Below are 22,353 nucleotides of genomic sequence, written 5' to 3' on the forward strand. Positions count from 1 at the left end.
GGTGATTATTCATGCAACCAAAACAAAGTATTGTGCATTTGCCTGTGTACCAACCTGGTAAACCAATTGAAGAAGTGAAGAGAGAACTCGGTCTGAAGGAAGTAATCAAGCTTGCTTCCAATGAGAATCCATTTGGCAGCTCTGAGCATGCCAAAGCGGCTATTCAGAACGAACTGTCGAACGTTAGCCTCTATCCAGACGGCGGCAGCGTAGAGCTGACGAAAGACCTGGCAGCCTATCTTGGCGTGACGCCGAAGCAGATTATTTTTGGCGCTGGCTCTGATGAAGTAATTCTTATGCTGGCTCGCGCTTATTTGACGCCTGGCGACGAGACGATTATGGCGGATGAAACATTCCCGCAATATAAGCACAACTGTGAGATTGAAGGCGCAACAATTATCGAAGTTCCGCTGAATGACGGAACGCATGATCTGACAGCGATGCTGGCGAAAGTGACAGATCGCACGAAGATTATTTGGGTATGTAATCCGAACAATCCAACAGGTACAATTGTGCGTAAAGCTGAGCTCGAAGCGTTCATCCGCCAAGTGCCTTCGAATGTTCTCGTTGTCCTTGACGAGGCATACTTCGAATATGTGCTCGATGCGGAGTATCCAGATGGCATTACGCTGCTTCCGGAATTCAAGAACGTAATCGTACTGCGCACGTTCTCCAAAGTGTACGGACTTGCTTCGTTACGAATCGGTTATGGCGTCGGACACGAAGATGTGATCCGTTCCATAAATCAGGTTCGCGAGCCGTTCAACACTTCCCGTTTCGGACAGGCTGCAGCGAAGGCTTCGCTTGCAGATCTTGAGTTCTTGAACAACTGCAAGACGCGTAACGCTGAGGGCATTGCGTATATGAATGAGCAATTCGACCGTCTCGGCTTGAGCTACTTCGAGGCTCACGGCAACTTCGTCATGGTCGACGTGAAGCTTCCTTCGCAGCAGGTATTTGACGGTTTGCTCCGCAAAGGGATCATCTCACGTGCACGCTGGTCCTACTACCCGACTCATATTCGGATTACAGTTGGCAGCCGCGAGCAGAACGAAGCGTTCATCCGCGCATTGGAAGAAGTACTTCAGGAAGCGGCGGTGCTAGGTTAACATCATGACAAAAATCGCGATATTCGGCGTCGGACTGATCGGCGGCTCGCTCGCGCTTTGCTTCAAGGGCAAACCGGGCTTAACCGTTGTCGGTCATTCCGTACGTGAATCATCCGTTGCCAAGTACCTCGAGAGGGGCGTCGTCGATCATGCGACGACGTCGCTTCGCGAGGCAGCAGAAGGCGCGGATTTTATTTTTCTATGTGTGCCTGTCGGCTCGCTCGCGCAATATGTGGACGAGCTTAGCCAGCTCGAGCTAAAGCCGGGCTGCATCATTACGGATGTAGGCAGCACCAAAGCATCTGTCGCTGCATCAGCGCGGAATGCGAAGCTTGGCGATGCTGTATTCATCGGCGGCCATCCAATGGCAGGCTCCGAACGCTCAGGCGTAGAGGCGGCGTCCTTGTATCTGTTCGAGAATGCCTTCTACGTGTTGACACCAGAACCGTTGACAGCTCAATGCGATGTAGACCGTCTGACCGAGCTACTCACTTATACAAAAGCACATATCGTTCACGTTCACCCTGAGGAGCATGATGAGATCGTCGGCGCAATCAGCCATCTGCCTCATATTATCGCAGTCGCGCTTGTAAACCTTGTACGCGGCTACAACGAAGGCAATTCGCTGTACAGTCAGCTAGCAGCGGGAGGCTTCCGAGACATTACGCGGATTGGATCTAGCGATCCGGTAGTATGGCGCGATATTCTTGTGAACAACCGCACAGTACTTCTAAAGCTGCTGCAAGAGTGGCAAGCGGGTACGATGGCCTTCATTGAAATGCTGCAAAGCGAAGACGGCGAAGGGATCGAGACTGCGTTCAGGAAGTCGGGCCAGTTCCGCAGTACGCTGCCGGAGCGTCGCAAAGGAATGATTCATTCCGTATTCGAATGCTACATTGATGTGCCGGATCATCCGGGCATTATCGGCAAAGTGGCGACAGAGCTGGGCAACAGCGAGATCAACCTTAGCAATGTTCAGATTATTGAGAGTAGAGAAGATGTGCCAGGCGTACTGCGTCTAAGTTTCCGAACACAAGAGGATTTGGACAGGGCTGTCCAAAAACTGGGTGAAATTGGTTATTCTGTTCATTTTTAAGTTGTTTGTTACGAAAATGAAAACGCTTATTGACAGAATGAAAACGTATACATATAATAAAAGTACAGTATGGTTTCTCTCCACTCCTATCCAATCCATCGCAGAATTTGCGGGGCCGCCCTAATAGGGCGGCCTTTTTTTTGGCGGAATTGGAACATTTCAATCGTTTCATCCGTTTATTGTTGTGGGTAATGAGAATACGGTGCGTTTGCGGCACAAAGCTTTGAAAAAAATTTATCCTTACTGAAAAGGTTTCATGATACAATTGGCGTGTTGATTGTAAAAAAATGGGGACGACTTTCATGTCGAAAGAAGCAGGATTTTGGACTCATTTCACGAATTTAATAGTGATCTTTAGAATGAATTAATTTTTTGTTTAGGATCGCGCAACTTTTCACTCTCGTTTCGGTACAATGTTATACCGAACCGGGAGCACTCCTAAGGCCAAGGAGGGTCGCCCGCGATGACGGATTCCCAGCTTATACGCGAAATCAAAGATGGAAACATACAGCTATATTCGGAATTGATGCGGCGCTACCAACGTAAAATCCTTGCCTTCATCTACCACATGTTAAAGAGTGCGAAGCTTGAATTGTTGGCAGAGGATCTATGCTCTGAGACGTTTTACAAGGCGTATCGTAGCCTGCATTCATTCCGGGAAGTCGATGCTTCCTTCTCTACCTGGTTGTACACCATTGCAAGAAATACGGTACTAAGCGAACTGCGCAAGCAAAAAGCAGGCAGCGTGTCCTTCGATGAAGTCGGATTCATTCCGATTGCTCCGCCAGATGCAGTGCCGGAACACCGGCTGCTGCAGAACGAACGGATGTCGATGGTTCGTGAAGCGATAAACAGTTTGCCGGAGAAACAGCGTTCCGCGCTTATTTTACGGGAGTATGACCAGCTGGATTATCAAGAGATTGCCAGCATTCTAGGTCAGACGGTTAGCTCCGTCAAGTCGCTTCTGTTTCGAGCACGCAGCAGTGTTAAAGTACAGCTTGAGCCGTATTTCGGGGAGTCGCCGATGCTGGAGGAATACGAGGGGATGAAAATGCGATGAAATGCCTTGAAGCCGGGCAATTATTTGGTGTCTACTGGGATTTGCCGGAGGACGACATCGAACGCAAGTCCGTCGATGAACATCTCCTAACCTGTGCAGCATGCAGGGAGGAGTTTCAAATTTGGGAAGAGAGCGAACAGCTAATTCGCGTCTTCTCAGAAGATTCAGATGAAATCGGTGCGATTGACCATGTGAATTTTGGCGTCATGGACCGTATATATAACGAACAATCCTGGTACATGCCTGTACCGAACCGGAGTTACCAGTTCACGAGATCATTCCGCAGAAACGTTACCTTAATTATCGCTTGTTTCATGGCTATGTTCGTATGTGGCTTGTTTTACTTGTTGACGGGGACGAATGATGCTTCATCTGCCCAAGTGGCCAAGCTGACTGGTCTTCTGGAGACTGCGAATGCGGCTACAGACAGCACCGTTATAAGCGCTGACTTCTACGCGGACGTACCGGTAGCGAGCATCAGTGATCCAATTGTACTGAATATTGTACCAACGGTTCCGCAATACTATGTGGCGTTGTCGCTGCTAGGAATCATAGTCACGCTGCTCATTCTTAACTGGTTCTCACGTACTCGGAATTAAGCTGGATTTCCAACATACATATCTTTCAGACTGTCATGAAAAGGGGAGCGAAAGCTTGAGAATCGGATTGATTCGGCACGGCAAGACAGATTGGAATGCACTTGGCAGAATACAAGGTCAAACCGATATCCCGCTCAATAATGAAGGTATCCGTCAAGCTCACGCGCTCGCTTATCGTCTTCAGCACGAAGCGATGCAATGGGACGCTATCATCTCAAGCGACTTGTCTAGAGCCATCGAGACAGCAGCCGTTATTTCGAAGGCGCTTCAAATTCCTCTTCTACCGCCTGATCCAAGGCTTCGGGAGCGTTTCTACGGCGAGATAGAAGGAACGACAGAAGCGGAGAGGCTGAATCGTTGGGGTCCGGAATGGAAGAGATGCGACTGCGGACAGGAAGGCGATGCTTCTGTACGCGAGAGATCGCTCGCTTTCGTCGAAGAGACGGCTGCAGCGAACGAGGCGCGGAACATTCTTGTTGTTACACATGGCAGCTTGCTAGCCCAGCTGCTTAAGGCGATGTGCACGGAGCTTGCTGATAAGCCGATTCACAATTTGTCCTTCTCTATTATGGAACGTATCGATTCAAACTGGAATCCGCTTCTCCATAATTGCACGCTTCATTTGGAACAGTTACAGAACTAACTAATATATAGAGCAGCCGTCAATCCTCGAATTTCTAAGAGGGTGGACGGCTTTTTTTATTGCTCTGGTTATAATTTTCGTCAATGTTCCCATAATGGTAGTAAACCTGTGAGGCGCTTGGAACGGAGGGCTGTATATGAATTTAGCAGATATGCTTAGCTATGCGGATATTGGACAGCTAAGTCGGATTGCGACGACCTATCAATGTGAGTGCAACGGGAATTCGAAGAATGATCTCATCCAGTCGATTCTGTCTACTGTGAATCGAAGAGATGTATTTGAAGCACAGATTGGCGCGATGAAGCTGGAGGATCTGCGATTTATCAATTCGCTTCTTTTTGATGCCAGAGATGCGTTCAGCTTGGAAGAGCTAGTAGCACGTGTACAGCAGAGCCGGTTTGTAAGTTCTGCGGAAGAAGCGAAACAAGGCGAAGATGATGGAAGCAAGGCATTACCAGTCTCAAAGAAAACCGAAACCGCAAAGAACAAAGCTGCTAAACTATCAAACAAAAGCCGGGCATCAAAAGAGAAGCAAGTGCAGGAGGATGGCCCGCGCGATACGATCTCCAGGTTCAAACAATACGGTTGGCTATTCAATGGTTATGCTGGACCCGATCGTTATTTGTTCCAAGTGCCTGCAGACTTGAAGGAAAGATTCAAAGAAACGATGGAACGCAGACTTGTCTCCCAAGTCGTATATACGGGCGATGAACCACATGCTTATCGCGATGAACAGATGCTGATGGGCGAAGATGTCGCACAACTGCTCACCTACGTTCACCTCAATGAAATTCCGCTTACGAGCGAAGGCTTTATGTACAAGCGGAACGTCTTACAGCTATTGGAGCTGTTCGGGGTGAAGGAGCAATTGCCTGTCAAGGGAGAATGGCGCTTCGGATATGGCAGAAGAATGAAGGAATATCCGAACCGACTCTCGCTCCTCTACGACTATTGCTTCTATAAAGGATGGATAACGGAAACGAGCACCGGACTCGAATTGACAGCTGCGGGTAAAGAGCGACAAGAGCTTCGCACACCAGAGGCGTCGGACAAGCTATATCAATTTTGGCTGCGGCTGTACAAAGGGCCAATTCCGAATATCAGATCGATTGTTCACTGGATTGATAAGCTCGGAAGAAGCTGGGTCAGTGCAGATACGATGCACAGTACGTTGAAACCTTACATCAAACCGTTCTACTACGACCAACCGGAAACGATTCTCGAGCAGCGATTAATTAGTATGTTGATGCATCTTGGCCTTCTGCGCATTGGCGATCATCACGAGCATGGACAAGTCATTCGGATGACACCGCTTGGCCGCACGATGGTTGCGGGACTGAGCATTGATGATGAAGCGATTATTTTGAACAGCTGACGAGAAAGAGTAGATCAGATTAGATCAGTCAAATCTGGGCATCAGCACATTCGTGCATGCGAGAGGGCCATCGTCCTTAGCGGTGGCTGGCAAGATGAATATGATAACGTACAGCCGGTTTGTATTAGTAAAGGGTAACAGACAGATGGTACCCACCTATATGCTTTCACTTATTCGCCTGCGGGAGTCGTCACAGATCGGATGGAAAGCTATTGGCGCCTAAGGAAGGATTATAGGATCTCTTAAACGCGGTGTTGGAGGTGTATCCTATGGACAAAATGAAAGTATCGTACGAAGTGATGCTTGGGCTCGCTGCAGAAATGTTACTCGATGAAGCTGTACTCAAATTCCGTAGGGATAAGCTTTATCAAGCCATTGATGAGGCGCTTGCATCAGGCGATCGAGATACGTTCCGTCGTTTGACTGACGAGCTGAAATCACTATACGTATAATGAACGCGGATATGAACATCCGCATAGGCTATAGCCTGCATAATCGTCCTTTCACGAAATGAAAAATTTCGTAAGGTCGTGAGGTGCAGGCTGTTTTTTGTGTTCCGAAAATGTGGTAGGATGGTAGAGAAGTGTTGAAATTCGACACTTGTTTACATAATGAAGGACTGGTGAATACTCAATGAAATTTAGCGACTTAAGTGCAGACGGTTGGGCAGAGCTTGCCCCTTATCTGGACACGGCGGTTCTGCCTGTAACCGGTCTGCAAGGAACAGAGATGCCGCATGAGGCGACGACGGCACTCGAACGACTGCGGGATGTGCTCGATCTGATCGAGATTCCGTTCAAAGGAAGAATCGTTACCTACCCAGCTTGCCAATATGGCGCATGGTCGCCAGAACTTATGAGACAATTGCAAATATTAACCGGTAATCTGCGTCAAGTAGGCTTTAAATACGTGATTATCGTAATGAATACTCCAGCACCTGCTGAATCACACGCGGAGACAGGTGCAGACCTCGTCATCAGCCTTGATGAACAAGGAGAATTGCCTGTAGCTGAGAGCGTGAATGATGCCGTTCGACAGCTTTGGCTCGGACGAGCGTAGGGGTAGGAAGATGTGCGTGGCAGAATACGCATAAGGTGACAGCGGTTGGGGAAAAACATAGCCAGAGACAAGGTTAAATGTGACAAAATGACAACAAAATGAAGACGGCTTCTTGAACAGATGAGCAAAAACGCCTGCCATATTCTTGACGCTCTATATGACCTAGGCTATTATAGGTAATGTCCAAGTTCAACGTATGTTTTGCCTACTCCGGCAGAACACAAGATATGGCTCAGCAAAGGGGGTAGAACAGAAGATGAGTAACCATGGAAAACATGATAAAGCGGATAGCACGGCTAAACGTGGCATATCACGACGTCAATTTTTGTCGTATACGCTCGGCGGCGCAGGCGCATTCATGGCTGCAGGCATGTCACTACCGATGATCCGTTTCGCGGTTGATCCAATTCTGCAAAAGAAAGCAGCCGGAACGTGGATTAAAGTAGTTGAAGCAAGCAAACTTACGAACGAACCTCAAGAGTTCAAGTTCAAAATTCACCAAGTGGACGGCTGGTATGTCAGCGATCCAGAATTGACAGCTTGGATCTCCAAGGATGACAGCGGAAAAGCATTCGCTTTGTCCCCGGTATGTAAGCACTTGGGTTGTACAATTGGCTGGAACACGGAGAAGAACAACGAGTACGTTTGTCCGTGCCATGGAGCACATTACACCAAGGACGGTAAAAACTTGGTTGTAGCTCCGAAGCCGCTCGATGAATATGACTTGAAGATTGAGAATGAATGGGTGTATCTTGGCCCAGTTAAAGCAAACACACGGGTGAAATAAGGAGGCGTAAGCTCAGATGATGAAAGGTGTATACAACTGGATTGATGAACGTCTTGATATTACGCCGATGTGGAGGGACGTTGCGGACCACGAAGTTCCGGAGCACGTAAACCCTGCGCATCACTTCTCTGCATTCGTGTATTGCTTCGGCGGATTGACGTTTTTCATCACTGTAATTCAAATTTTGTCGGGTATGTTCCTGACGATGTACTTCGTTCCAGATATCATTAATGCTTACAAGTCGGTCGACTATCTCCAGCATAAAGTTGCATTCGGCGGTATCGTTCGTGGCATGCATCACTGGGGCGCGAGTCTTGTAATCGTAATGATGTTCCTACACACGCTTCGCGTATTCTTTACGGGTTCCTATAAGGCACCTCGCGAAATGAACTGGGTTGTCGGTATGTTGATTTTCTTCATCATGCTCGGACTTGGTTTCACAGGCTACCTGCTTCCGTGGGATAACAAAGCTTACTTCGCGACGAAGGTCGGTATTCAAATCGCTGAATCCGTGCCGTATATCGGTACATATATCAAAGAACTGATGCAAGGCGGAGAGATCGTAGGCGCTGAAACGTTAACTCGCTTCTTCGCAATTCACGTTTTCTTCCTGCCAGGTGCGCTTCTTGCGCTTCTTGCGGCACACTTCTTTATGATCCGGAAGCAAGGTATTTCGGGACCACTATAAGCCGAAGGGAGGCATATTGCGAATGGCACACGGTCACAAATCGAACGAAAAAGTCGTATTCGTTGGTGATTCGCGGGTTCGTAAAAGAACGAAGACAGGTCCGTCTATCCCTCCTGACTATTCTTCCTACCCAGGCAAATCGGAAGCATTCATTCCGAACTTCCTGCTGAAAGAATGGATGGTAGGTGTTGTTGTTCTCGTCGGATTTCTAGTTCTGACGATTGCAGAACCGGCTCCGCTTGGTTACCCTGCAGATCCTACGAATGCTGCGTTTATTCCGATGCCGGACTGGTACTTCCTGTTCCTGTATCAATTTTTGAAATTGCAATACGTATCGAAGGACTACGTCGTTCTCGGTACGGTCGGTATTCCTGGCATAGCTTTCGGCGCGCTTCTACTGGTTCCATTCCTGGATACTGGCAAAGAGCGTCGTTTCTACAGACGTCCAATTACTGCGCTTCTGATGTTTATGTCGCTGATCTCTGTCTTCTACCTGACAAGACAATCGTGGGCTCACTATGAGCACGAGCTGCAGCTGACGAACACGGTTCCAGAGCATATCATTCGTGAAGAGAAAGCCGAGGAAGCTGCTAAGAAGGCAGCTGCATCCGGCGGTGGCGGCGAAGCAGCTGCTGTTGAAGTTCCACTCGTGGATAAAGACGATCCTGCTGTTCAAATTACACAGAAAGCGCAATGCGTGGCATGTCACGGCGCGGACCTTAAAGGTAATGAAAGTGCAGGTATTCCATCGTTCCACGGAATCGGCGATGAATTCTCCAAAGAAGAGCTTGTTGATATCGTAACGAACGGTAAAAACAACATGCCTTCATTCAAAGACAAGCTCAGCCCTGAGGAAATCGATCAGCTGACGACTTGGCTTGCTAAGCAGAAAAAAGCATAACTTATAGCATAAACTAAAACCTGATCGTTCTAAGCGATCAGGTTTTTTTCAAATTGTTAAAGGGGTTGTTCGACGTGAATGCTGCAAGTGCATTGGTAAGCCGAGAGCTGCTCACGAGCCGGCTCATGCTTTGGACGCTGTTCTGGATTAACGCGGCAGGTACGATATACGGATACATATGGTATGGCCAGCAAATTGAATATACGATTCAGAACCAGTCGCTATGGCAGGTTATTTTCGTGCCGGACAGTCCGACAGCAAGCTTGTTTTTCACCTTATCGTTACTGTTTCTGCTCTACCCTCGGCTATCGAAGCCGACTCCGATTTATATTGGTGCTCGGACCATTATTGAAGCGCTAGGCGTCGTAACCTCGATCAAATACGGATTTTGGGCGGTCACAATGATCTTGGCAGGTGGGGCACAAGGCGATCAGCTGCAATGGGAGCATTATATGCTCATCGTTTCACACCTCGGGATGGCAATTGAAGCGCTGCTGTTCATCCGTTTCTTCATTTTTGGCCGCTTTGCTGCTTTTCTGGCGCTTGTGTGGCTGCTGCTCAATGATTCGATTGATTACACTTACTTTGTATTTCCGTGGCTTCCGGACGAGCTGGAGAACAATATCGGAGCGATTCAATCGTTTACGATGGGTCTCTCTGTTATAAGCTTACTGCTGACGTGGCTGTTTATATCGTTTAGAAAGGTCTAAGATTGGACATCCCCCCATAAATTATTAGGGGAGGGATGAGCATGAGAGCATCATCGTTGTTCGCGCTGCTCTGCAGTGCAGTGATAATAGGAGTATTTGCGATGGGTGGCTTCGCTTCGCAAGCTGCAGCTGCGGCACCAACTCCCGCTGTTGAGAATACGGCGTCGGACAAGCTGGGCAGCAGCCCGCTATCGAAGCTGAGTCAGCTGATGGATCAGCTGTATACGGCTGCAAACGATGCTAACCGTCAAGTCGTGTACACGCTGTTACAGCGGATCGAAGGGCTGAGCGCAAACGAAGCTGTCCGTAAAAATGGAACAGAAGCGGGCTGGGCTGCATTCGATCAAACCGTGAAGCAGATGAAGCAAAGGGTCTCTGAGAAAGGGGCGAGTCAGCAATGGTATCTCGAGGCAGCGAAACTCAAGCTCGCGAGTGATGCGCTCTATCGTCCGACAGTACCACTATGGCTGCAATATGAAGGCGTGCTGAAGGATGATGAGAACCGTATTAAAGTTGCTTGGCAATCCCAGATCGAAGGCCATGTAGCAGCGGCTAAAGTGAACCTGGATATCTATCGCGATCATATGGATCGTTTCGAAATAGCAGCACTTATGCAGCGCGATGAGGCTCAGATTCAAGCGGTGAAGGCTCAAATTACGTACACGGAGCGGATCTTGGCAGCAGTGGATGGGAGAACGGTGAAGCCGCAAGAGGTGATATACGCGCTGAATGGGCTTGATTCTGCTGCGAGCCGGCTGTTCCGGCTATCGGATGGCCAACCTGCCTTGGCCGAAGCGATAACGCCGGGTATGACAATTGGCGAATATCGCAGAGGCAGCGGTCAGATTGTTGAAATGTTCATCGCGGCTTTCGTAATGGGCATTCTTGGCTTTGCGGGCTGGCGCAAATATAGCATCTACCGTGATGAGGGAGAATCGGTGTCCCGCAATAAGTTTAAATAAGCGGATTTTGGTGATGCGATGGACGGAGAGGAGCGGCTATTCTTCCTTGAAGCCTTCTCCGAGCACTTCGTGTACGTCGGTAATAATGATAAAAGCAAGTGGGTCGATACTGCGAACAATCGTTTTGAGCTGCCGGATTTCATGGCGGGCAACGACGCAGTATACGACCTCTTTTTGTTTGCCGGAATAGGCTCCCCTAGCCGGATAGAGCGTGACGCCGCGGTCCATCGTTTCGTTAATAAGCTTACCCATTTCTTCGCCATGATCCGTTACAACGGAGAAGGCTTTAGCTGCATATGCGCCTTCTTGAATGAAGTCAATTAGCTTGGACGCGATAAAGACGGCCACGAGCGTGTACAACACTTTCTCCTTCGGGATATAGAGCAGGGAGAGTCCAATCACGATGATATCGGACACGAGGATCACTTGTCCCATGCTCCAGCCTTTCTTTTTAGTTGCAATCCGAGCGATAATATCAACGCCGCCAGTCGTTCCGCCATATCGGAAGACGATACCAAGGCCGCTGCCCAGCGTCACTCCGGCATACAGTACAGCAAGTATGTAATCGTTTGAAGTGCGGAACGGCTCCATCCAACCGGAGGAAATGAGTTTCTCCATTAAAGCAAGAAATACGGAGAGCGATACGGATCCGAATATCGTATAGCCGATATGCGATCGTCCGAGCACTTTCCACCCGAGAAAGTACAGCGGAATATTAAGCACGAGTGTAGTGATGGATAACGGCCAGCCGAGCGCGTAGTTTAGCAAAATCCCGACGCCCGTTACGCCGCCTTCCATGAGTTGATTAGGTATAACGAAGTACTGTAAGCCAAAAGCATAGATGGCTGTCCCCAACATGACTAGCGGAAGTGTGCGCAGGAGCTGAGAGAGATTGGTTTTCATCTAAGATGCTACTCCTTTCAAATGGTTGCAAAATGATAAAGGCTATAACATAGTATGTCTCTTTGTAGGGATTGTCAAAAGCATTGTTTTCAAAAGCGCTTTGATATAACATATGGGAAGAGAAGTTGGTTGTCCAAGTGAAAACGGCTGTCGCCCTCCTTTGGAGGCAAAAGCTTACGTTTCGCGGAGACATGATAGAAATTTGTACAAGTAAAGCATGTAAATTCTATTATGTCAAGAAAGGATGTTACACGTTGTCTGAGAAATCGATGGCAGACCTGCAGCGCGAGGTTGACGACTATATTTCGCAGTTTAAGGAAGGTTACTTCAGCCCATTATCAATGCTTGCGAGAATGAGCGAGGAAGTAGGCGAGCTTGCGCGCGAAGTGAACCATCATTATGGCGAGAAGCCGAAGAAAGCGGATGAAGCTGATAATTCCATCGAGATGGAGCTCGGCGATATACTATTTATCGTCATTTGCTTCGCAAATTCTTTAGGCATCGATCTTGCGGAAGCGCATGACCGCGTTATGAATAAGTTTAATACTCGGGATGCGGATCGTTGGACGCGAAAAAACGTCGAACAGTAACTCACCTCCTTACATATGCTGTACCATCAACCTGTGTACAAGGAGGATGGGCGGATGGACGGAGATAGCAGCAGCATTAAGAAAGCTTACGAAGCCATCCTAAGCGGCGATTTTGAACAGGCAATCCTACACTTCGAAGAGGCGATTGCGCTGGAACCAACGAATGGAGCGGCGTATTACAAATGCTCCATCACTTGCGCCCGCAGCGGAAAATGGCAGAAATCGCTTACGCTTGCAGAGCAGGCCGTACGCTTGAATCCGGAACAAATGGAATACCAGTTTCATCTGGAAAATGTAAAAGCAAAAGCACTCGTAATTGAAGCGGAGAGCATCTTGTCGAACAGTCCGGCGCGCACCGAAGATGCGCTGGAACTGTTACACGAAGCTTCAAGGCTGGACCCACTTAATATAGAAGCGCTGCTCATGCTTGGCGCTGCGTATGCGACGCTTAGCCGCTACGATGAAGCGGCCGCTTGCGCACGTGATGCAGTTCGGCTCGAGCCGGAGCATTCCGCAGCCCGGAGGCTGTTTGCAGATATGAACCGCCAGAGTCGGACACTGCGAGCGAAGAGTGGGCGAACTAAACGGAGAAGGAACAGGTGAAACTTGTGTCAAATGAACAAATTCGCGTTGCAGTAGTTGGAGCAAGCGGCCGAATGGGCAGAGAAGTTGTGAAAATGGTACTACAAGACGAAATGCTGACACTGGCTGCAGCGGTATCACCTTCCGCTGGTCCGATCGATGCAGGCACATTGGTCGGACTCCAGCCATGCGGAGTAACGGTAAGCGCTGATCTTGAAGCGGCGCTTGCAGAGGCGAACGCTGACGTGCTCGTTGATTTCACTGTCCCACATGCTGCTTATGGCAATACTAGAACGGCAATCGCTCATGGCGTTCGCCCAATTATGGGTACAACGGGCTTCACGCCGGAGCAGATCACTGAGCTGGACGAGCTATGTAAGGAGAAGGGAATCGGCGGCTTGATCGCACCGAACTTCTCTATTGGCGCCATTCTAATGATGCAATTCGCGGCGCAAGCTGCCAAATATATGCCTCATGTTGAAATTATCGAATATCATGGCGATCAGAAGCTTGATGCGCCATCGGGTACGTCAATCAAGACCGCTGAGCTGATCTCGGCGTCGCGTCAAGAGCTCCGTCAAGGCAATCCGAAGGAAGAAGAAGTTATCGAAGGCGCACGTGGCGGCTATTATAATGGATTCCGTATACATAGTGTTCGTTTGCCAGGCGTATTTGCACAGCAAGAAGTGGTGTTTGGAGGATACGGCCAAACATTGAAGATCCGTCATGATTCCTATGAGCGTGCCGGATATATGCCGGGCGTGAGTGTAGCATGCAAGAAAGTAATGACTTATACGGGACTTATTTATGGATTCGAGCATTTAATGGACTAACAGCTTCCCTCTTGGCAAGCTGCTATAGAGAGAAACCGCGGATACGAGAGAGGTGCTTAGAGAATGAATATCGCGTTTATTGCCCACGATCGAAAGAAAGATGAAATGGTCAATTTCGTAACGGCCTATGAGCATGTGTTTCATGGACATACCTTATATTCGACTGGTACGACCGGTACCCGCATTATGGAACAGACAAAGCTGTCCCTCCACCGCTTTATGTCAGGGCCGCTTGGCGGCGACCAGCAGATCGGCGCACTCGTTGCGCAGAACGAAATGGACCTTATTATTTTCTTGCGAGATCCATTGATGGCACAGCCGCATGAGCCGGATATTATTGCACTGCTTCGCCTTTGCGATGTGCAGGGCATTCCGGTGGCGACTAACGTAGCAACAGCCGAGCTGCTCGTGCGCGCATTGCAGCGCGGCGACTTTGCATGGCGGGAACTCGTCCACAAATATAAGCCGGGTGAGAATTGATGAGCACGATTGATATATTAGCATTTGGCGCGCATCCCGACGATGTTGAGATTGGCATGGGCGGTACCATTGCCAAGCATGTGCAAGCTGGCTACAAAGTAGCCATATGTGACTTAACAGAAGCGGAGATGTCTTCGAACGGCACCGTGGAGACGAGGCGGCAGGAAGCAGCCGAAGCTTCTGCGGTGCTTGGTCTATCCGATCGCTCCGTGCTCAGACTGCCGGACCGGGGCTTAACAGGCTCATCGGAGCAGCTCGCTGCAATCGTCACCGAAATCCGCCGGGTTCGTCCGCGTCTCGTGTTCGCGCCGTATTGGTCGGACCGTCACCCGGACCATGTCATCTGCAGCCGGCTGATCGAAGAGGCGGTCTTCAACGCGAAGCTTCGTAATTACTTGCCGGAGCTGCCGCCAGTACAAGTCGAGCATCTGTACTTCTATTACATCAATGACCAGAACGATGTCAGCTTGATTACGGACATTAGTGAGCATATGGAAACGAAGATTCGTGCGCTGCAAGCATACCGCTCGCAATTCGCGCCGCCAGCGGAAGGCGAAGACCGTGTGCGGACCCCGCTGACAGATCGCTATATCCAGCGCGTTGAAGCAAGAGATATGCTGCTTGGACAGATGAGAGGGTTCGGATACGGCGAAGGATTTGCAATTAGGCGCCCGCATGCGGTAACTTTATTTTAACATTTTTTAATTTTTAAGTTTCTCGTACAAATTTCAATAATGTCTCCGCGAAACGTAGGCTTTTGCCGAAAGAACGGCGACAGCCGTTTACACTTGGTAAGCTTGTTCTATTTTTGAATGTAAAGCTGAATTATTTATTATTGGCATATACATAGGCAGTAGCGTTGTAACAACAGGGGGTGTGAAGCATGGCTAAACGCTTAAAAATCGGCATTACATGTTATCCGACATTAGGCGGTTCAGGCGTTGTCGCAACGGAGCTGGGGAAGCTTCTTGCAGAGAAGGGGCACGAAATTCATTTTATTACGCACAGCGTGCCGTTCCGTTTGGGGCAATTCCAGAAAAATATATTTTACCATGAGGTTGAAGTTAACGATTACTATGTCTTCCGTTATCCGCCCTACGATCTTTCACTAGCAAGCAAAATGGCTCAGGTTGCGAAGATGCAGAAGCTCGATCTGCTGCATGTGCATTACGCGGTACCGCATGCGGTATGCGCGTATTTGGCGAAACAGATGGTTGGCGACGAGCTGCGGACAGTCACGACGCTGCATGGCACAGATATTACGGTGCTTGCGCAGGATGAATCGCTGAAGGACCTCATTCGCATGGGTATTAACAAGAGCGATGCCGTTACGGCTGTTTCGAACGATCTGATTAAAGAAACGCGCGAGCTGCTCGATATTGATAAGCCGATTGAATTGACGTATAACTTTGTTGATAAACGAGTCTACTATCCGCGTGAATGCAGCTCGCTTCGCAGTGATTTTGCGAGCAAGGATGAGAAGATTCTGATGCATATCTCGAACTTCCGTCCGGTTAAACGGCTAAACGATGTCATTGATATATTCGCAAAAGTCGTGAAAGAAGTGCCGAGCCGCCTGCTTCTCGTCGGTGAAGGACCGGATCTGCCGAAAGTGCAGATGCGCATTAATCAGCTTGGCTTGCAGGACCGTGTTCATTTCCTCGGCAAGCAGGATGATGTTGCACAGGTCATCTCGATTGCGGATGTGATGCTGCTCCCTTCGGAGAAGGAAAGCTTCGGCCTTGTTGCGCTAGAAGCGATGGCATGCGGCGTTCCGACGATCGGCTCGATCGCTGGGGGTATTCCGGAGCTAGTCACACATGGTGAAACCGGCTTCCTGTCTCCGATTGGCGATACCGACGATATGGCATATAACGCCATTAAACTGTTGCGCAGCGAAGGGATGTACGCGAAAATCCGCGAGGCGTGCCTCAATCGTGCTCGCCGCCAATTCTGCAATGATCTGATAACGGCAGAATACGAGCGAATCTATTACAAGGTGCTTGGAATCGAAGCTGATATTCCTGTACCTGTCTGTGAATAAGAAGGTTGGTCAAAAAGGAGGGAGAGCCTGATGTCATGGAGTGATGCGCTGACGAAGGCTCTCCCTCTATTGCATGTGCTGGAGGAGCGCGGCTTTGAAGCGGTGTTCGTCGGCGGCTGTGTTCGTGACACCCTGCTCGGCAAAGCGCTGAAGGACGTCGATATCGCGACGTCAGCGGCACCGGAGGAAGTGATCGCGGCGTTCCCGCATACGATTCCGACGGGGCTTCAACATGGCACGGTAACGGTCGTTCATGATGGGGAAACGTACGAGATTACGACGTTTCGGACGGAATCTGCATATGAACAGTTCCGGCGGCCGACGCAGGTTCAGTTCGTGACAAGTCTTGAAGCGGATTTACTGCGGAGAGACTTTACGATAAATAGCATGGCGATGCGTGCGGATGGCACCGTCGTTGATCCGTTCGGCGGGCTCGCGGATTTGCGCCGCGGGGTGCTCCGCTGTGTTGGCGATGCAGATGCGAGGCTGCAGGAGGATGCGCTGCGCATCGTGAGAGCCGTTCGTTTCGCAGCCGCGTATAAGCTGCGGATTGCGCATGGTACTTGGCGAGCGATACTGCGGCATCGCGGGCTGCTCGTGCATATTGCGATGGAGCGTATCGGGCTCGAGCTGGACAAGATGATCGGCGGAAGCGGGCCGCAGCACGCAGCAGCATTGCTTGCTGTTAGCGAGCTGCTCGTATACACGAAGGTGCAGCTGCCTGAGCCGCTCACTGCTGCCGCAGCGCGTTATCGTGCGGACAAGCTAGGTGCGCCACGTACGCGGCACACGGGCGAACCTAGCTCTGCGACGCAGCATACGCAGCAGGTTGCTATTCGAGCACTGATTGAGCTAGCGCAGCCAGAAGATCGCTGGGCTGCACTAGGTATAGCGCTCCTGTTCACAGAGGAGCAAGGGGCGGAGCTGTTCGCCACCTTGAAGTATGCGACAGCCCGCAGCGCACAGCTTGCGGCTGTCATTGGACTGCATCGCAAGCTGACGAGCTGCTGCGATACATTATCACGGGAGCAGCTAAGTGACCAGTGGGTCCGGCTGATCGTAGGCAAGTATGGTATCGCAGCTGCCCGCAGCTGTCTGCGCATTATGAGGGCGATAGCTGTGCTAATGCCATCGCTAATGCCGTTGTCTTCATCGCGCTCTAGCTCGCAGTCGCCGAAAGCGACTACTGGCGAAGAGCTGCTAGCTGAGCTGGAACTTCGCATGGACAAGCTTCCCGCTGTTGTACTGAAGGACTTAGCTGTAAGAGGCAGCGACGTGCAAGCTCTCCAGAAGGGCCGCCCTGCAGGACCATGGCTTGGCCAAACGATGAATGAACTGCTGCTCGCCGCCGCTCTTGGCGAGGTGCAGAATGAGAAGCAGCCGTTGCTTAATTATGCTGCCCAAATCGTTGCGATTGGGTTTGCTGCTAATGAGGAGCCGTTATGAATAATCGAATTTTACAGATGCTTGAGCAGCAGACGGAAGGTTATATATCTGGAGAGCTGCTCAGCCAAGAGCTGCATATTAGCCGCACGGCAGTGTGGAAGCATATTAAGAAGCTTGAGTCCGAAGGGTATTTAATCGAAGCTTCACGCAGGCTGGGATATAAGCTGATTGGCCGTCCCTCCAAGCTGACCATATCGGAACTCATGCATCAGCTCCAAGACAAAGGCGTATCGCTTGTGCAGAACGTCAAGCTGTTCGATTCCGTCGACTCGACTCAGAATATCGTACAGCGGCTAGCTGAAGACGGTGCTCCAGAAGGAACGCTTGTCATCGCTGAGCAACAGACGAGCGGTCGGGGCCGAATGGGACGCAAATGGGTGTCGCCATCAAGCAAAGGCATCTATATGAGCTATGTTCTGCGTCCAGGCATTCCGCTGCAGTTCGCGCCGCAGCTAACTCTGCTCACTGCAGTCGCGCTATGTCGAGCGCTAAGAAGCGTTGCAGCGCCACTCGACATCGGCATTAAATGGCCGAATGACCTGCTCATCGGCGGCAAGAAGATTAGCGGTATTCTACTTGAGTCGATCGCAGAAGACGAGCGGCTGCGCTACGTGGTCACAGGAATCGGCATCAGCGTCAACTTGACGCGTGACGATTATCCGCCTGAGCTGCATGATATAGCGACATCGCTTGCGATTGAGCTGGGGCGGACACTCGACCGAGCGGAGATTATCGCTGCCTTCTTCGCACAGTTCCAACAGCTATATGCAATCTTCTTGAAGGATGGCTTCGCTCCGATCAAGACACTTTGGGAGGCACTGTCGGTTACGCTGCATAAACCGCGTAAACTGTTAGTTGCTGGCGGTGAAATTACCGCAACGCCGGTTGGTTTGAGCGACCAAGGCGCATTGCTGGTGGAGAAAGAAGATGGGACGATTATCCCGATATTTTCTGCCGAACAAGTGCCTGGGCAGGGGTAAGCGTTCATAGACGCGGAACCATTTTTTTGGTATACTCGCCTTACTAGTCATGCTCCGTTTAAGGGCGGTATCGCTACTTTATAGTGAACTGCACCAACAAGTGGGGTTTTCAGCATGCGGCAATGTAACTTGCGTCAATTCACGTCACGCATTCTGCTCTGAGCCGTAGGGACCGAGACAGAAGGAAGCTATATGAGTATATGGCAGCAACACGTTCCTTTATGGATTGGAACCTTTTTAGCGGCGGCTAGAAGGTTTTTTTGTGTTGATCACATAGGACTCCTTACGATCGTGAAAGCTTTAGTTAGGCATTCGCGTCAATCGCTCGGAGTTCGTCAAATCCAATCTGTAAGGAGGACGGAGCAATGAAACAACCGTTGACTATTACGAAGCTGAAAAAAATGAAGCAAAGCGGCGAGCCAATTTCCATGCTAACCGCCTATGATTACCCAGCAGCAAAGATCGCCGAGGAGGCCGGTATTGATGTCATTCTGGTCGGTGATTCGCTCGGCAACGTCGTACTCGGGTACGATACGACAATTCCAGTCACACTGGACGATATGGTTTACCACACACGAGCGGTAGCTCGTGGTGCTGCACATACATTTATTATCACAGACCTGCCGTTCATGACGTATCATCTCGGCAAGGAGACGACACTTCGCAATGCAGCAAGACTTCTGCAAGAAGGCGGCGCGCATGCCGTCAAGATGGAAGGCGGCGCAGAGATCGCGGACGAAGTGGCGGCTTGTGTCAGAGCCGGCATTCCGGTTATGGGGCATATCGGCTTAACGCCGCAATCCGTGCATCAGCTTGGCGGCTACAAGGTACAAGGGAAGCTTGAAGCCGAAGCGCAGAAGCTCATTGAAGATGCGAAGGCGCTTGAAGCGGCTGGCGCATTCTCCATCGTGCTAGAGCTTGTAACAGAGCCGCTTGCCGAAGCTATTACGTCGGCACTGTCGATTCCGACCATTGGAATAGGCGCGGGCCGTGGATGTGACGGGCAAGTACTCGTGTATCATGATATTTTGCAATATGCATCTCCTTATCAGGCAAAGCGCATGGTGAAGACGTACGCGGACATTGGCACGACGATTCGGAACGCGATCGGTTCGTATGTCAAAGATGTGAAAGAGCGGGAGTTTCCGCAGCAAGAGCATGCATTCCCGATGGAGCAAGAGATTCTGCATAATCTGTATGGCAGCGGCAGCGCGAGTAAAGTAGCGGCGACAAGCGACCAAGAACAGCAGCAGCCTACCAAAGGAGGCGGCGTATCATGATTCGTTGTACTTCGATTGGAGAGCTGCGACAGCGCCTAGCCGAACAGCGCAAGCAGTCGCCGGATGGCCGAATTGGGCTCGTGCCGACGATGGGCTTCCTGCATGAAGGTCATGCTAGTCTCATGAGGCGCGCTGACGAAGAGTGCGATTTCAATGTATTGTCCGTATTCGTTAACCCGCTTCAATTCGGGCCGAATGAAGATTTTGACCGGTATCCAAGGGATATTGAGCGAGATGCGGCAATTGCAGAGAAGAACGGTATAGATATTCTATTTATGCCATCGGTTCAGGAAATGTATCCGACAAAACCGCTAACACGAGTGCTGATCAGCGATGTGACGGACCGACTGTGCGGCGCTTCAAGACCAGGACATTTTGACGGAGTAGGAACGGTTGTCAGTAAGCTGTTCAATCTCGTCCAGCCTACCCATGCTTACTTCGGAATGAAGGATGCCCAGCAGGTTGCCGTTGTTGAACAAATGGTGCATGATTTGAACATTCAAGTAGAGATCGTCCGCTGTGAAACGGTACGCGAAGCAGATGGACTTGCGATGAGCTCGCGAAACATGTACTTGAACGAGGATCAGCGGCAGCAAGCAGTCATCTTATCCCAAACGTTACGTGAGGCTGGTTCGTGGCTCCAAGAGGCAGGAATGTCAACACAAGAGCTTACGAGACGAATTCAGTCATCCATTGAGACAGCACCGTTAGCCGTAATTGATTATGCCGAAGTTTTGACTTATCCATCCTTATCCAGCATTGCTATGAATCAGGACTTATCCCAATTCTCAGGTACTCTTATAATCGCGCTTGCTGTCAAATTCGGCAGCACTCGCTTAATTGATAACCGTGTATTCGAACTGCAAGGAGGTGGCGTACATGTTCAGAACGATGATGAAATCGAAGCTGCACAGAGCAACAGTAACAGAGGCGAACCTCAATTATGTGGGTAGTATCACCATTGATGAAGACCTGATGGAGCTTGCCGATCTATTGCCGAACGAGAAAGTGCAAATTGTAAACAACAACAACGGCGCCAGACTGGAAACTTACGTCATTACAGGTCCGCGCGGCTCAGGTGTCATCTGCTTAAACGGCGCTGCAGCGCGCCTTGTTCAGCCTGGCGACAATGTCATTATTATCGCATACAGCATGATGACCGATGAGCAAGCACGTTCTTATAAGCCGAAGGTTGTTATTCTTGATGCAGCGAATAAGCCGTCTCAAGTGCTTGGCGAAGAAATCCACGCAACAATTATGTAATCCCATCCGCCCTCCCTTCATGCCAGTGTTGTGAAACGGTTGGGCACGAGTATGAAAAGACGCGCCGGCGCAAAGAATGAGCATAACAATTCACTCTTTATGACCACCAATACGGCGTGAGGGCGGGTGCGTACTATGATTAAGCACGTATTTGCTACAATGCAGGAAATGCTCCAAGATATTATTATTCATTATCCAAGTGCAAATAACACGCAGCGCAAGCAGATGGATGAAAAGCTCGCAACACTTAAGCAATTCAGCGATGATTTCATTGAGCAATGGCTTCAGTTTGAAGAAAAAATGGCAGATTCTCGCGAGATGCAGCAGGTAGCGCAAGCTCAGTCACAATCGCAATCACAAGCACATGCGCACAAGAATGACCTTGCAGCTCCACCGCATGCGCTTGGCTATCCGAAAACCATTTCACAGCCACCAGCGGCTATCAAACGCACTGTTGCCAGCATGAAGCAAACACCGATGCCTCCGGCACCACTACAATCAGCTTCGAATGCTGCTGCAAACGCCGATGCATATGCCGATGGGTACGACGAAGCAGCCATTGATTTGTGCCAGTCGATGTCAAAGGGGCAAGGCTACTTTAAACTGTTTATGTTCCGTGAAGCGTCAACCCACTTTGAGGAAGCGGTGCGATTGGCGCCTGATGACAACCGGGCAAGGCTGTTCCTCGGGATGACTTATATGCATATGCAGGAATGGAATGAAGCGCAGCGCCACTTTACGCTGCTCGTGGAAGTGACGGAGCATCCGAAGTGGAGGGCACTTAGCCTTAACGCATTAGGGTGTATCCAGGCGGTTCGCATGAACTTGGAACAGGCGACGAGGTATTTCGAAAAGGCGCATGAGGCCGATCCGAACTTTACAGATCCGCTGTCCAATATGAAATCATGCGAGCAGCACAGCGGGCATTTATCCTTATATTTCGGGAGCGGCCAGCTTTAGTTT

Annotated in this window: 26 protein-coding genes; 25 read left to right on the forward strand and 1 reads right to left on the reverse strand. The window is 50.0% G+C overall.

The features are described 5' to 3' along the window. The first annotated feature begins 11 nt into the window (after positions 1 to 11). From hisC to BMY11_RS08365, 13 genes are all read left to right on the forward strand, one after another. A complete protein-coding gene (gene hisC, locus BMY11_RS08305; RefSeq protein ID WP_090574006.1) occupies positions 12 to 1,109 on the forward strand; it encodes a histidinol-phosphate transaminase in 1,098 nt (365 codons plus the stop codon). A gap of 4 nt (positions 1,110 to 1,113) precedes the next feature. Further along, positions 1,114 to 2,205 carry a prephenate dehydrogenase gene (locus BMY11_RS08310; protein ID WP_090574007.1) on the forward strand — a complete coding sequence of 364 codons (1,092 nt, stop codon included), beginning with the start codon at positions 1,114 to 1,116 and terminating at the stop codon, positions 2,203 to 2,205. A gap of 463 nt (positions 2,206 to 2,668) precedes the next feature. Further along, positions 2,669 to 3,265: an RNA polymerase sigma factor gene (locus tag BMY11_RS08315; RefSeq protein ID WP_090574008.1), complete on the forward strand. Its 597-nt coding sequence runs from the start codon at positions 2,669 to 2,671 to the stop codon at positions 3,263 to 3,265. Continuing rightward, entirely contained in the window at positions 3,262 to 3,864 is a 603-nt protein-coding gene (locus tag BMY11_RS08320; RefSeq protein WP_090574009.1) for an anti-sigma factor family protein, read from the forward strand. The genes BMY11_RS08315 and BMY11_RS08320 overlap by 4 nt, the downstream gene beginning before the upstream one ends. A 55-nt stretch (positions 3,865 to 3,919) precedes the next feature. After that, the gene (locus BMY11_RS08325; RefSeq protein WP_090574010.1) at positions 3,920 to 4,507 is read left to right on the forward strand and encodes a histidine phosphatase family protein; all 588 of its coding nucleotides are present in this window, start codon (positions 3,920 to 3,922) and stop codon (positions 4,505 to 4,507) included. Positions 4,508 to 4,643: 136 nt separating this feature from the next. Next, positions 4,644 to 5,882, forward strand: a complete 1,239-nt coding sequence (locus BMY11_RS08330; RefSeq protein WP_090574011.1) for a hypothetical protein — start codon at positions 4,644 to 4,646, stop codon at positions 5,880 to 5,882. Positions 5,883 to 6,151: 269 nt separating this feature from the next. Continuing rightward, positions 6,152 to 6,334: an IDEAL domain-containing protein gene (locus BMY11_RS08335; protein WP_090574012.1), complete on the forward strand. Its 183-nt coding sequence runs from the start codon at positions 6,152 to 6,154 to the stop codon at positions 6,332 to 6,334. A gap of 181 nt (positions 6,335 to 6,515) precedes the next feature. After that, positions 6,516 to 6,941 carry a DUF2487 family protein gene (locus BMY11_RS08340; protein ID WP_090574013.1) on the forward strand — a complete coding sequence of 142 codons (426 nt, stop codon included), beginning with the start codon at positions 6,516 to 6,518 and terminating at the stop codon, positions 6,939 to 6,941. A gap of 256 nt (positions 6,942 to 7,197) precedes the next feature. Continuing rightward, complete coding sequence (locus BMY11_RS08345; RefSeq protein WP_090574014.1) at positions 7,198 to 7,728, forward strand: QcrA and Rieske domain-containing protein; 531 nt, start codon at positions 7,198 to 7,200, stop codon at positions 7,726 to 7,728. Between the two features lie 16 nt (positions 7,729 to 7,744). Next, complete coding sequence (gene qcrB / locus BMY11_RS08350) at positions 7,745 to 8,416, forward strand: menaquinol-cytochrome c reductase cytochrome b subunit (RefSeq protein ID WP_090574015.1); 672 nt, start codon at positions 7,745 to 7,747, stop codon at positions 8,414 to 8,416. A 22-nt stretch (positions 8,417 to 8,438) separates the two neighbouring features. Beyond that, positions 8,439 to 9,317 (forward strand): menaquinol-cytochrome c reductase cytochrome b/c subunit, encoded by an 879-nt coding sequence (locus BMY11_RS08355; protein WP_090574016.1) that lies wholly within the window; start codon positions 8,439 to 8,441, stop codon positions 9,315 to 9,317. 74 nt (positions 9,318 to 9,391) lie between these two features. Continuing rightward, positions 9,392 to 10,027: a DUF1405 domain-containing protein gene (locus tag BMY11_RS08360; RefSeq protein WP_371262770.1), complete on the forward strand. Its 636-nt coding sequence runs from the start codon at positions 9,392 to 9,394 to the stop codon at positions 10,025 to 10,027. Between the two features lie 41 nt (positions 10,028 to 10,068). After that, positions 10,069 to 10,989, forward strand: coding sequence for a sporulation protein YpjB (locus BMY11_RS08365; protein ID WP_177182560.1), 921 nt, complete (start codon positions 10,069 to 10,071; stop codon positions 10,987 to 10,989). 36 nt (positions 10,990 to 11,025) lie between these two features. Here BMY11_RS08365 and BMY11_RS08370 read toward each other — a convergent pair whose 3' ends face one another. Further along, entirely contained in the window at positions 11,026 to 11,892 is an 867-nt protein-coding gene (locus BMY11_RS08370; protein ID WP_090574018.1) for a YitT family protein, read from the reverse strand. A gap of 269 nt (positions 11,893 to 12,161) precedes the next feature. Here BMY11_RS08370 and BMY11_RS08375 point away from each other — a divergent pair, with 269 nt between their 5' ends. The 12 genes from BMY11_RS08375 to BMY11_RS08430 all read left to right on the forward strand — a co-directional run bounded on the left by BMY11_RS08375 (position 12,162) and on the right by BMY11_RS08430 (position 22,350). Continuing rightward, the gene (locus BMY11_RS08375) at positions 12,162 to 12,482 is read left to right on the forward strand and encodes a nucleotide pyrophosphohydrolase (RefSeq protein WP_256217382.1); all 321 of its coding nucleotides are present in this window, start codon (positions 12,162 to 12,164) and stop codon (positions 12,480 to 12,482) included. 54 nt (positions 12,483 to 12,536) lie between these two features. Further along, a complete protein-coding gene (locus tag BMY11_RS08380; protein WP_090574020.1) occupies positions 12,537 to 13,085 on the forward strand; it encodes a tetratricopeptide repeat protein in 549 nt (182 codons plus the stop codon). Beyond that, positions 13,082 to 13,897, forward strand: coding sequence for a 4-hydroxy-tetrahydrodipicolinate reductase (dapB, locus tag BMY11_RS08385; protein ID WP_090574021.1), 816 nt, complete (start codon positions 13,082 to 13,084; stop codon positions 13,895 to 13,897). The genes BMY11_RS08380 and dapB overlap by 4 nt, the downstream gene beginning before the upstream one ends. A gap of 63 nt (positions 13,898 to 13,960) precedes the next feature. Continuing rightward, complete coding sequence (locus BMY11_RS08390) at positions 13,961 to 14,377, forward strand: methylglyoxal synthase (protein ID WP_090574022.1); 417 nt, start codon at positions 13,961 to 13,963, stop codon at positions 14,375 to 14,377. Then, complete coding sequence (gene bshB1, locus BMY11_RS08395; protein ID WP_090574023.1) at positions 14,377 to 15,072, forward strand: bacillithiol biosynthesis deacetylase BshB1; 696 nt, start codon at positions 14,377 to 14,379, stop codon at positions 15,070 to 15,072. Before BMY11_RS08390 ends, bshB1 begins: the two co-directional genes overlap by 1 nt. A 188-nt stretch (positions 15,073 to 15,260) precedes the next feature. After that, positions 15,261 to 16,421: an N-acetyl-alpha-D-glucosaminyl L-malate synthase BshA gene (gene bshA, locus BMY11_RS08400; protein WP_090574024.1), complete on the forward strand. Its 1,161-nt coding sequence runs from the start codon at positions 15,261 to 15,263 to the stop codon at positions 16,419 to 16,421. Between the two features lie 30 nt (positions 16,422 to 16,451). Beyond that, complete coding sequence (locus BMY11_RS28830) at positions 16,452 to 17,867, forward strand: CCA tRNA nucleotidyltransferase (protein WP_177182561.1); 1,416 nt, start codon at positions 16,452 to 16,454, stop codon at positions 17,865 to 17,867. Then, positions 17,864 to 18,847 (forward strand): biotin--[acetyl-CoA-carboxylase] ligase, encoded by a 984-nt coding sequence (locus BMY11_RS08410; protein ID WP_090574025.1) that lies wholly within the window; start codon positions 17,864 to 17,866, stop codon positions 18,845 to 18,847. The genes BMY11_RS28830 and BMY11_RS08410 overlap by 4 nt, the downstream gene beginning before the upstream one ends. A 365-nt stretch (positions 18,848 to 19,212) precedes the next feature. Then, positions 19,213 to 20,127 carry a 3-methyl-2-oxobutanoate hydroxymethyltransferase gene (gene panB / locus BMY11_RS08415; RefSeq protein WP_090574026.1) on the forward strand — a complete coding sequence of 305 codons (915 nt, stop codon included), beginning with the start codon at positions 19,213 to 19,215 and terminating at the stop codon, positions 20,125 to 20,127. Then, positions 20,124 to 21,080: a pantoate--beta-alanine ligase gene (gene panC, locus BMY11_RS08420; protein ID WP_090574027.1), complete on the forward strand. Its 957-nt coding sequence runs from the start codon at positions 20,124 to 20,126 to the stop codon at positions 21,078 to 21,080. Before panB ends, panC begins: the two co-directional genes overlap by 4 nt. Then, positions 21,007 to 21,390 carry an aspartate 1-decarboxylase gene (gene panD / locus BMY11_RS08425; protein WP_090574028.1) on the forward strand — a complete coding sequence of 128 codons (384 nt, stop codon included), beginning with the start codon at positions 21,007 to 21,009 and terminating at the stop codon, positions 21,388 to 21,390. Before panC ends, panD begins: the two co-directional genes overlap by 74 nt. Before the next feature lie 135 nt (positions 21,391 to 21,525). Next, positions 21,526 to 22,350 carry a tetratricopeptide repeat protein gene (locus BMY11_RS08430; protein ID WP_090574029.1) on the forward strand — a complete coding sequence of 275 codons (825 nt, stop codon included), beginning with the start codon at positions 21,526 to 21,528 and terminating at the stop codon, positions 22,348 to 22,350. The last annotated feature ends 3 nt before the right edge of the window (positions 22,351 to 22,353 follow it).

The sequence above is a fragment of the Paenibacillus sp. OV219 genome, from assembly GCF_900110075.1.
In the GTDB taxonomy this organism is placed as follows: Bacteria; Bacillota; Bacilli; order Paenibacillales; family Paenibacillaceae; genus Paenibacillus_Z.

Coding starts and splice junctions, on each gene's coding strand:
- hisC (WP_090574006.1), top strand. CDS start 12: ATGCAACCAAAACAAAGTATTGTGCATTTGCCTGTGTACCAACCTGGT.
- BMY11_RS08310 (WP_090574007.1), top strand. CDS start 1,114: ATGACAAAAATCGCGATATTCGGCGTCGGACTGATCGGCGGCTCGCTC.
- BMY11_RS08315 (WP_090574008.1), top strand. CDS start 2,669: ATGACGGATTCCCAGCTTATACGCGAAATCAAAGATGGAAACATACAG.
- BMY11_RS08320 (WP_090574009.1), top strand. CDS start 3,262: ATGAAATGCCTTGAAGCCGGGCAATTATTTGGTGTCTACTGGGATTTG.
- BMY11_RS08330 (WP_090574011.1), top strand. CDS start 4,644: ATGAATTTAGCAGATATGCTTAGCTATGCGGATATTGGACAGCTAAGT.
- BMY11_RS08335 (WP_090574012.1), top strand. CDS start 6,152: ATGGACAAAATGAAAGTATCGTACGAAGTGATGCTTGGGCTCGCTGCA.
- BMY11_RS08340 (WP_090574013.1), top strand. CDS start 6,516: ATGAAATTTAGCGACTTAAGTGCAGACGGTTGGGCAGAGCTTGCCCCT.
- BMY11_RS08345 (WP_090574014.1), top strand. CDS start 7,198: ATGAGTAACCATGGAAAACATGATAAAGCGGATAGCACGGCTAAACGT.
- qcrB (WP_090574015.1), top strand. CDS start 7,745: ATGATGAAAGGTGTATACAACTGGATTGATGAACGTCTTGATATTACG.
- BMY11_RS08355 (WP_090574016.1), top strand. CDS start 8,439: ATGGCACACGGTCACAAATCGAACGAAAAAGTCGTATTCGTTGGTGAT.
- BMY11_RS08365 (WP_177182560.1), top strand. CDS start 10,069: ATGAGAGCATCATCGTTGTTCGCGCTGCTCTGCAGTGCAGTGATAATA.
- BMY11_RS08370 (WP_090574018.1), bottom strand. CDS start 11,892: ATGAAAACCAATCTCTCTCAGCTCCTGCGCACACTTCCGCTAGTCATG.
- BMY11_RS08375 (WP_256217382.1), top strand. CDS start 12,162: ATGGCAGACCTGCAGCGCGAGGTTGACGACTATATTTCGCAGTTTAAG.
- BMY11_RS08380 (WP_090574020.1), top strand. CDS start 12,537: ATGGACGGAGATAGCAGCAGCATTAAGAAAGCTTACGAAGCCATCCTA.
- BMY11_RS08390 (WP_090574022.1), top strand. CDS start 13,961: ATGAATATCGCGTTTATTGCCCACGATCGAAAGAAAGATGAAATGGTC.
- bshB1 (WP_090574023.1), top strand. CDS start 14,377: ATGAGCACGATTGATATATTAGCATTTGGCGCGCATCCCGACGATGTT.
- bshA (WP_090574024.1), top strand. CDS start 15,261: ATGGCTAAACGCTTAAAAATCGGCATTACATGTTATCCGACATTAGGC.
- BMY11_RS28830 (WP_177182561.1), top strand. CDS start 16,452: ATGTCATGGAGTGATGCGCTGACGAAGGCTCTCCCTCTATTGCATGTG.
- BMY11_RS08410 (WP_090574025.1), top strand. CDS start 17,864: ATGAATAATCGAATTTTACAGATGCTTGAGCAGCAGACGGAAGGTTAT.
- panB (WP_090574026.1), top strand. CDS start 19,213: ATGAAACAACCGTTGACTATTACGAAGCTGAAAAAAATGAAGCAAAGC.
- panC (WP_090574027.1), top strand. CDS start 20,124: ATGATTCGTTGTACTTCGATTGGAGAGCTGCGACAGCGCCTAGCCGAA.
- panD (WP_090574028.1), top strand. CDS start 21,007: ATGTTCAGAACGATGATGAAATCGAAGCTGCACAGAGCAACAGTAACA.
- BMY11_RS08430 (WP_090574029.1), top strand. CDS start 21,526: ATGATTAAGCACGTATTTGCTACAATGCAGGAAATGCTCCAAGATATT.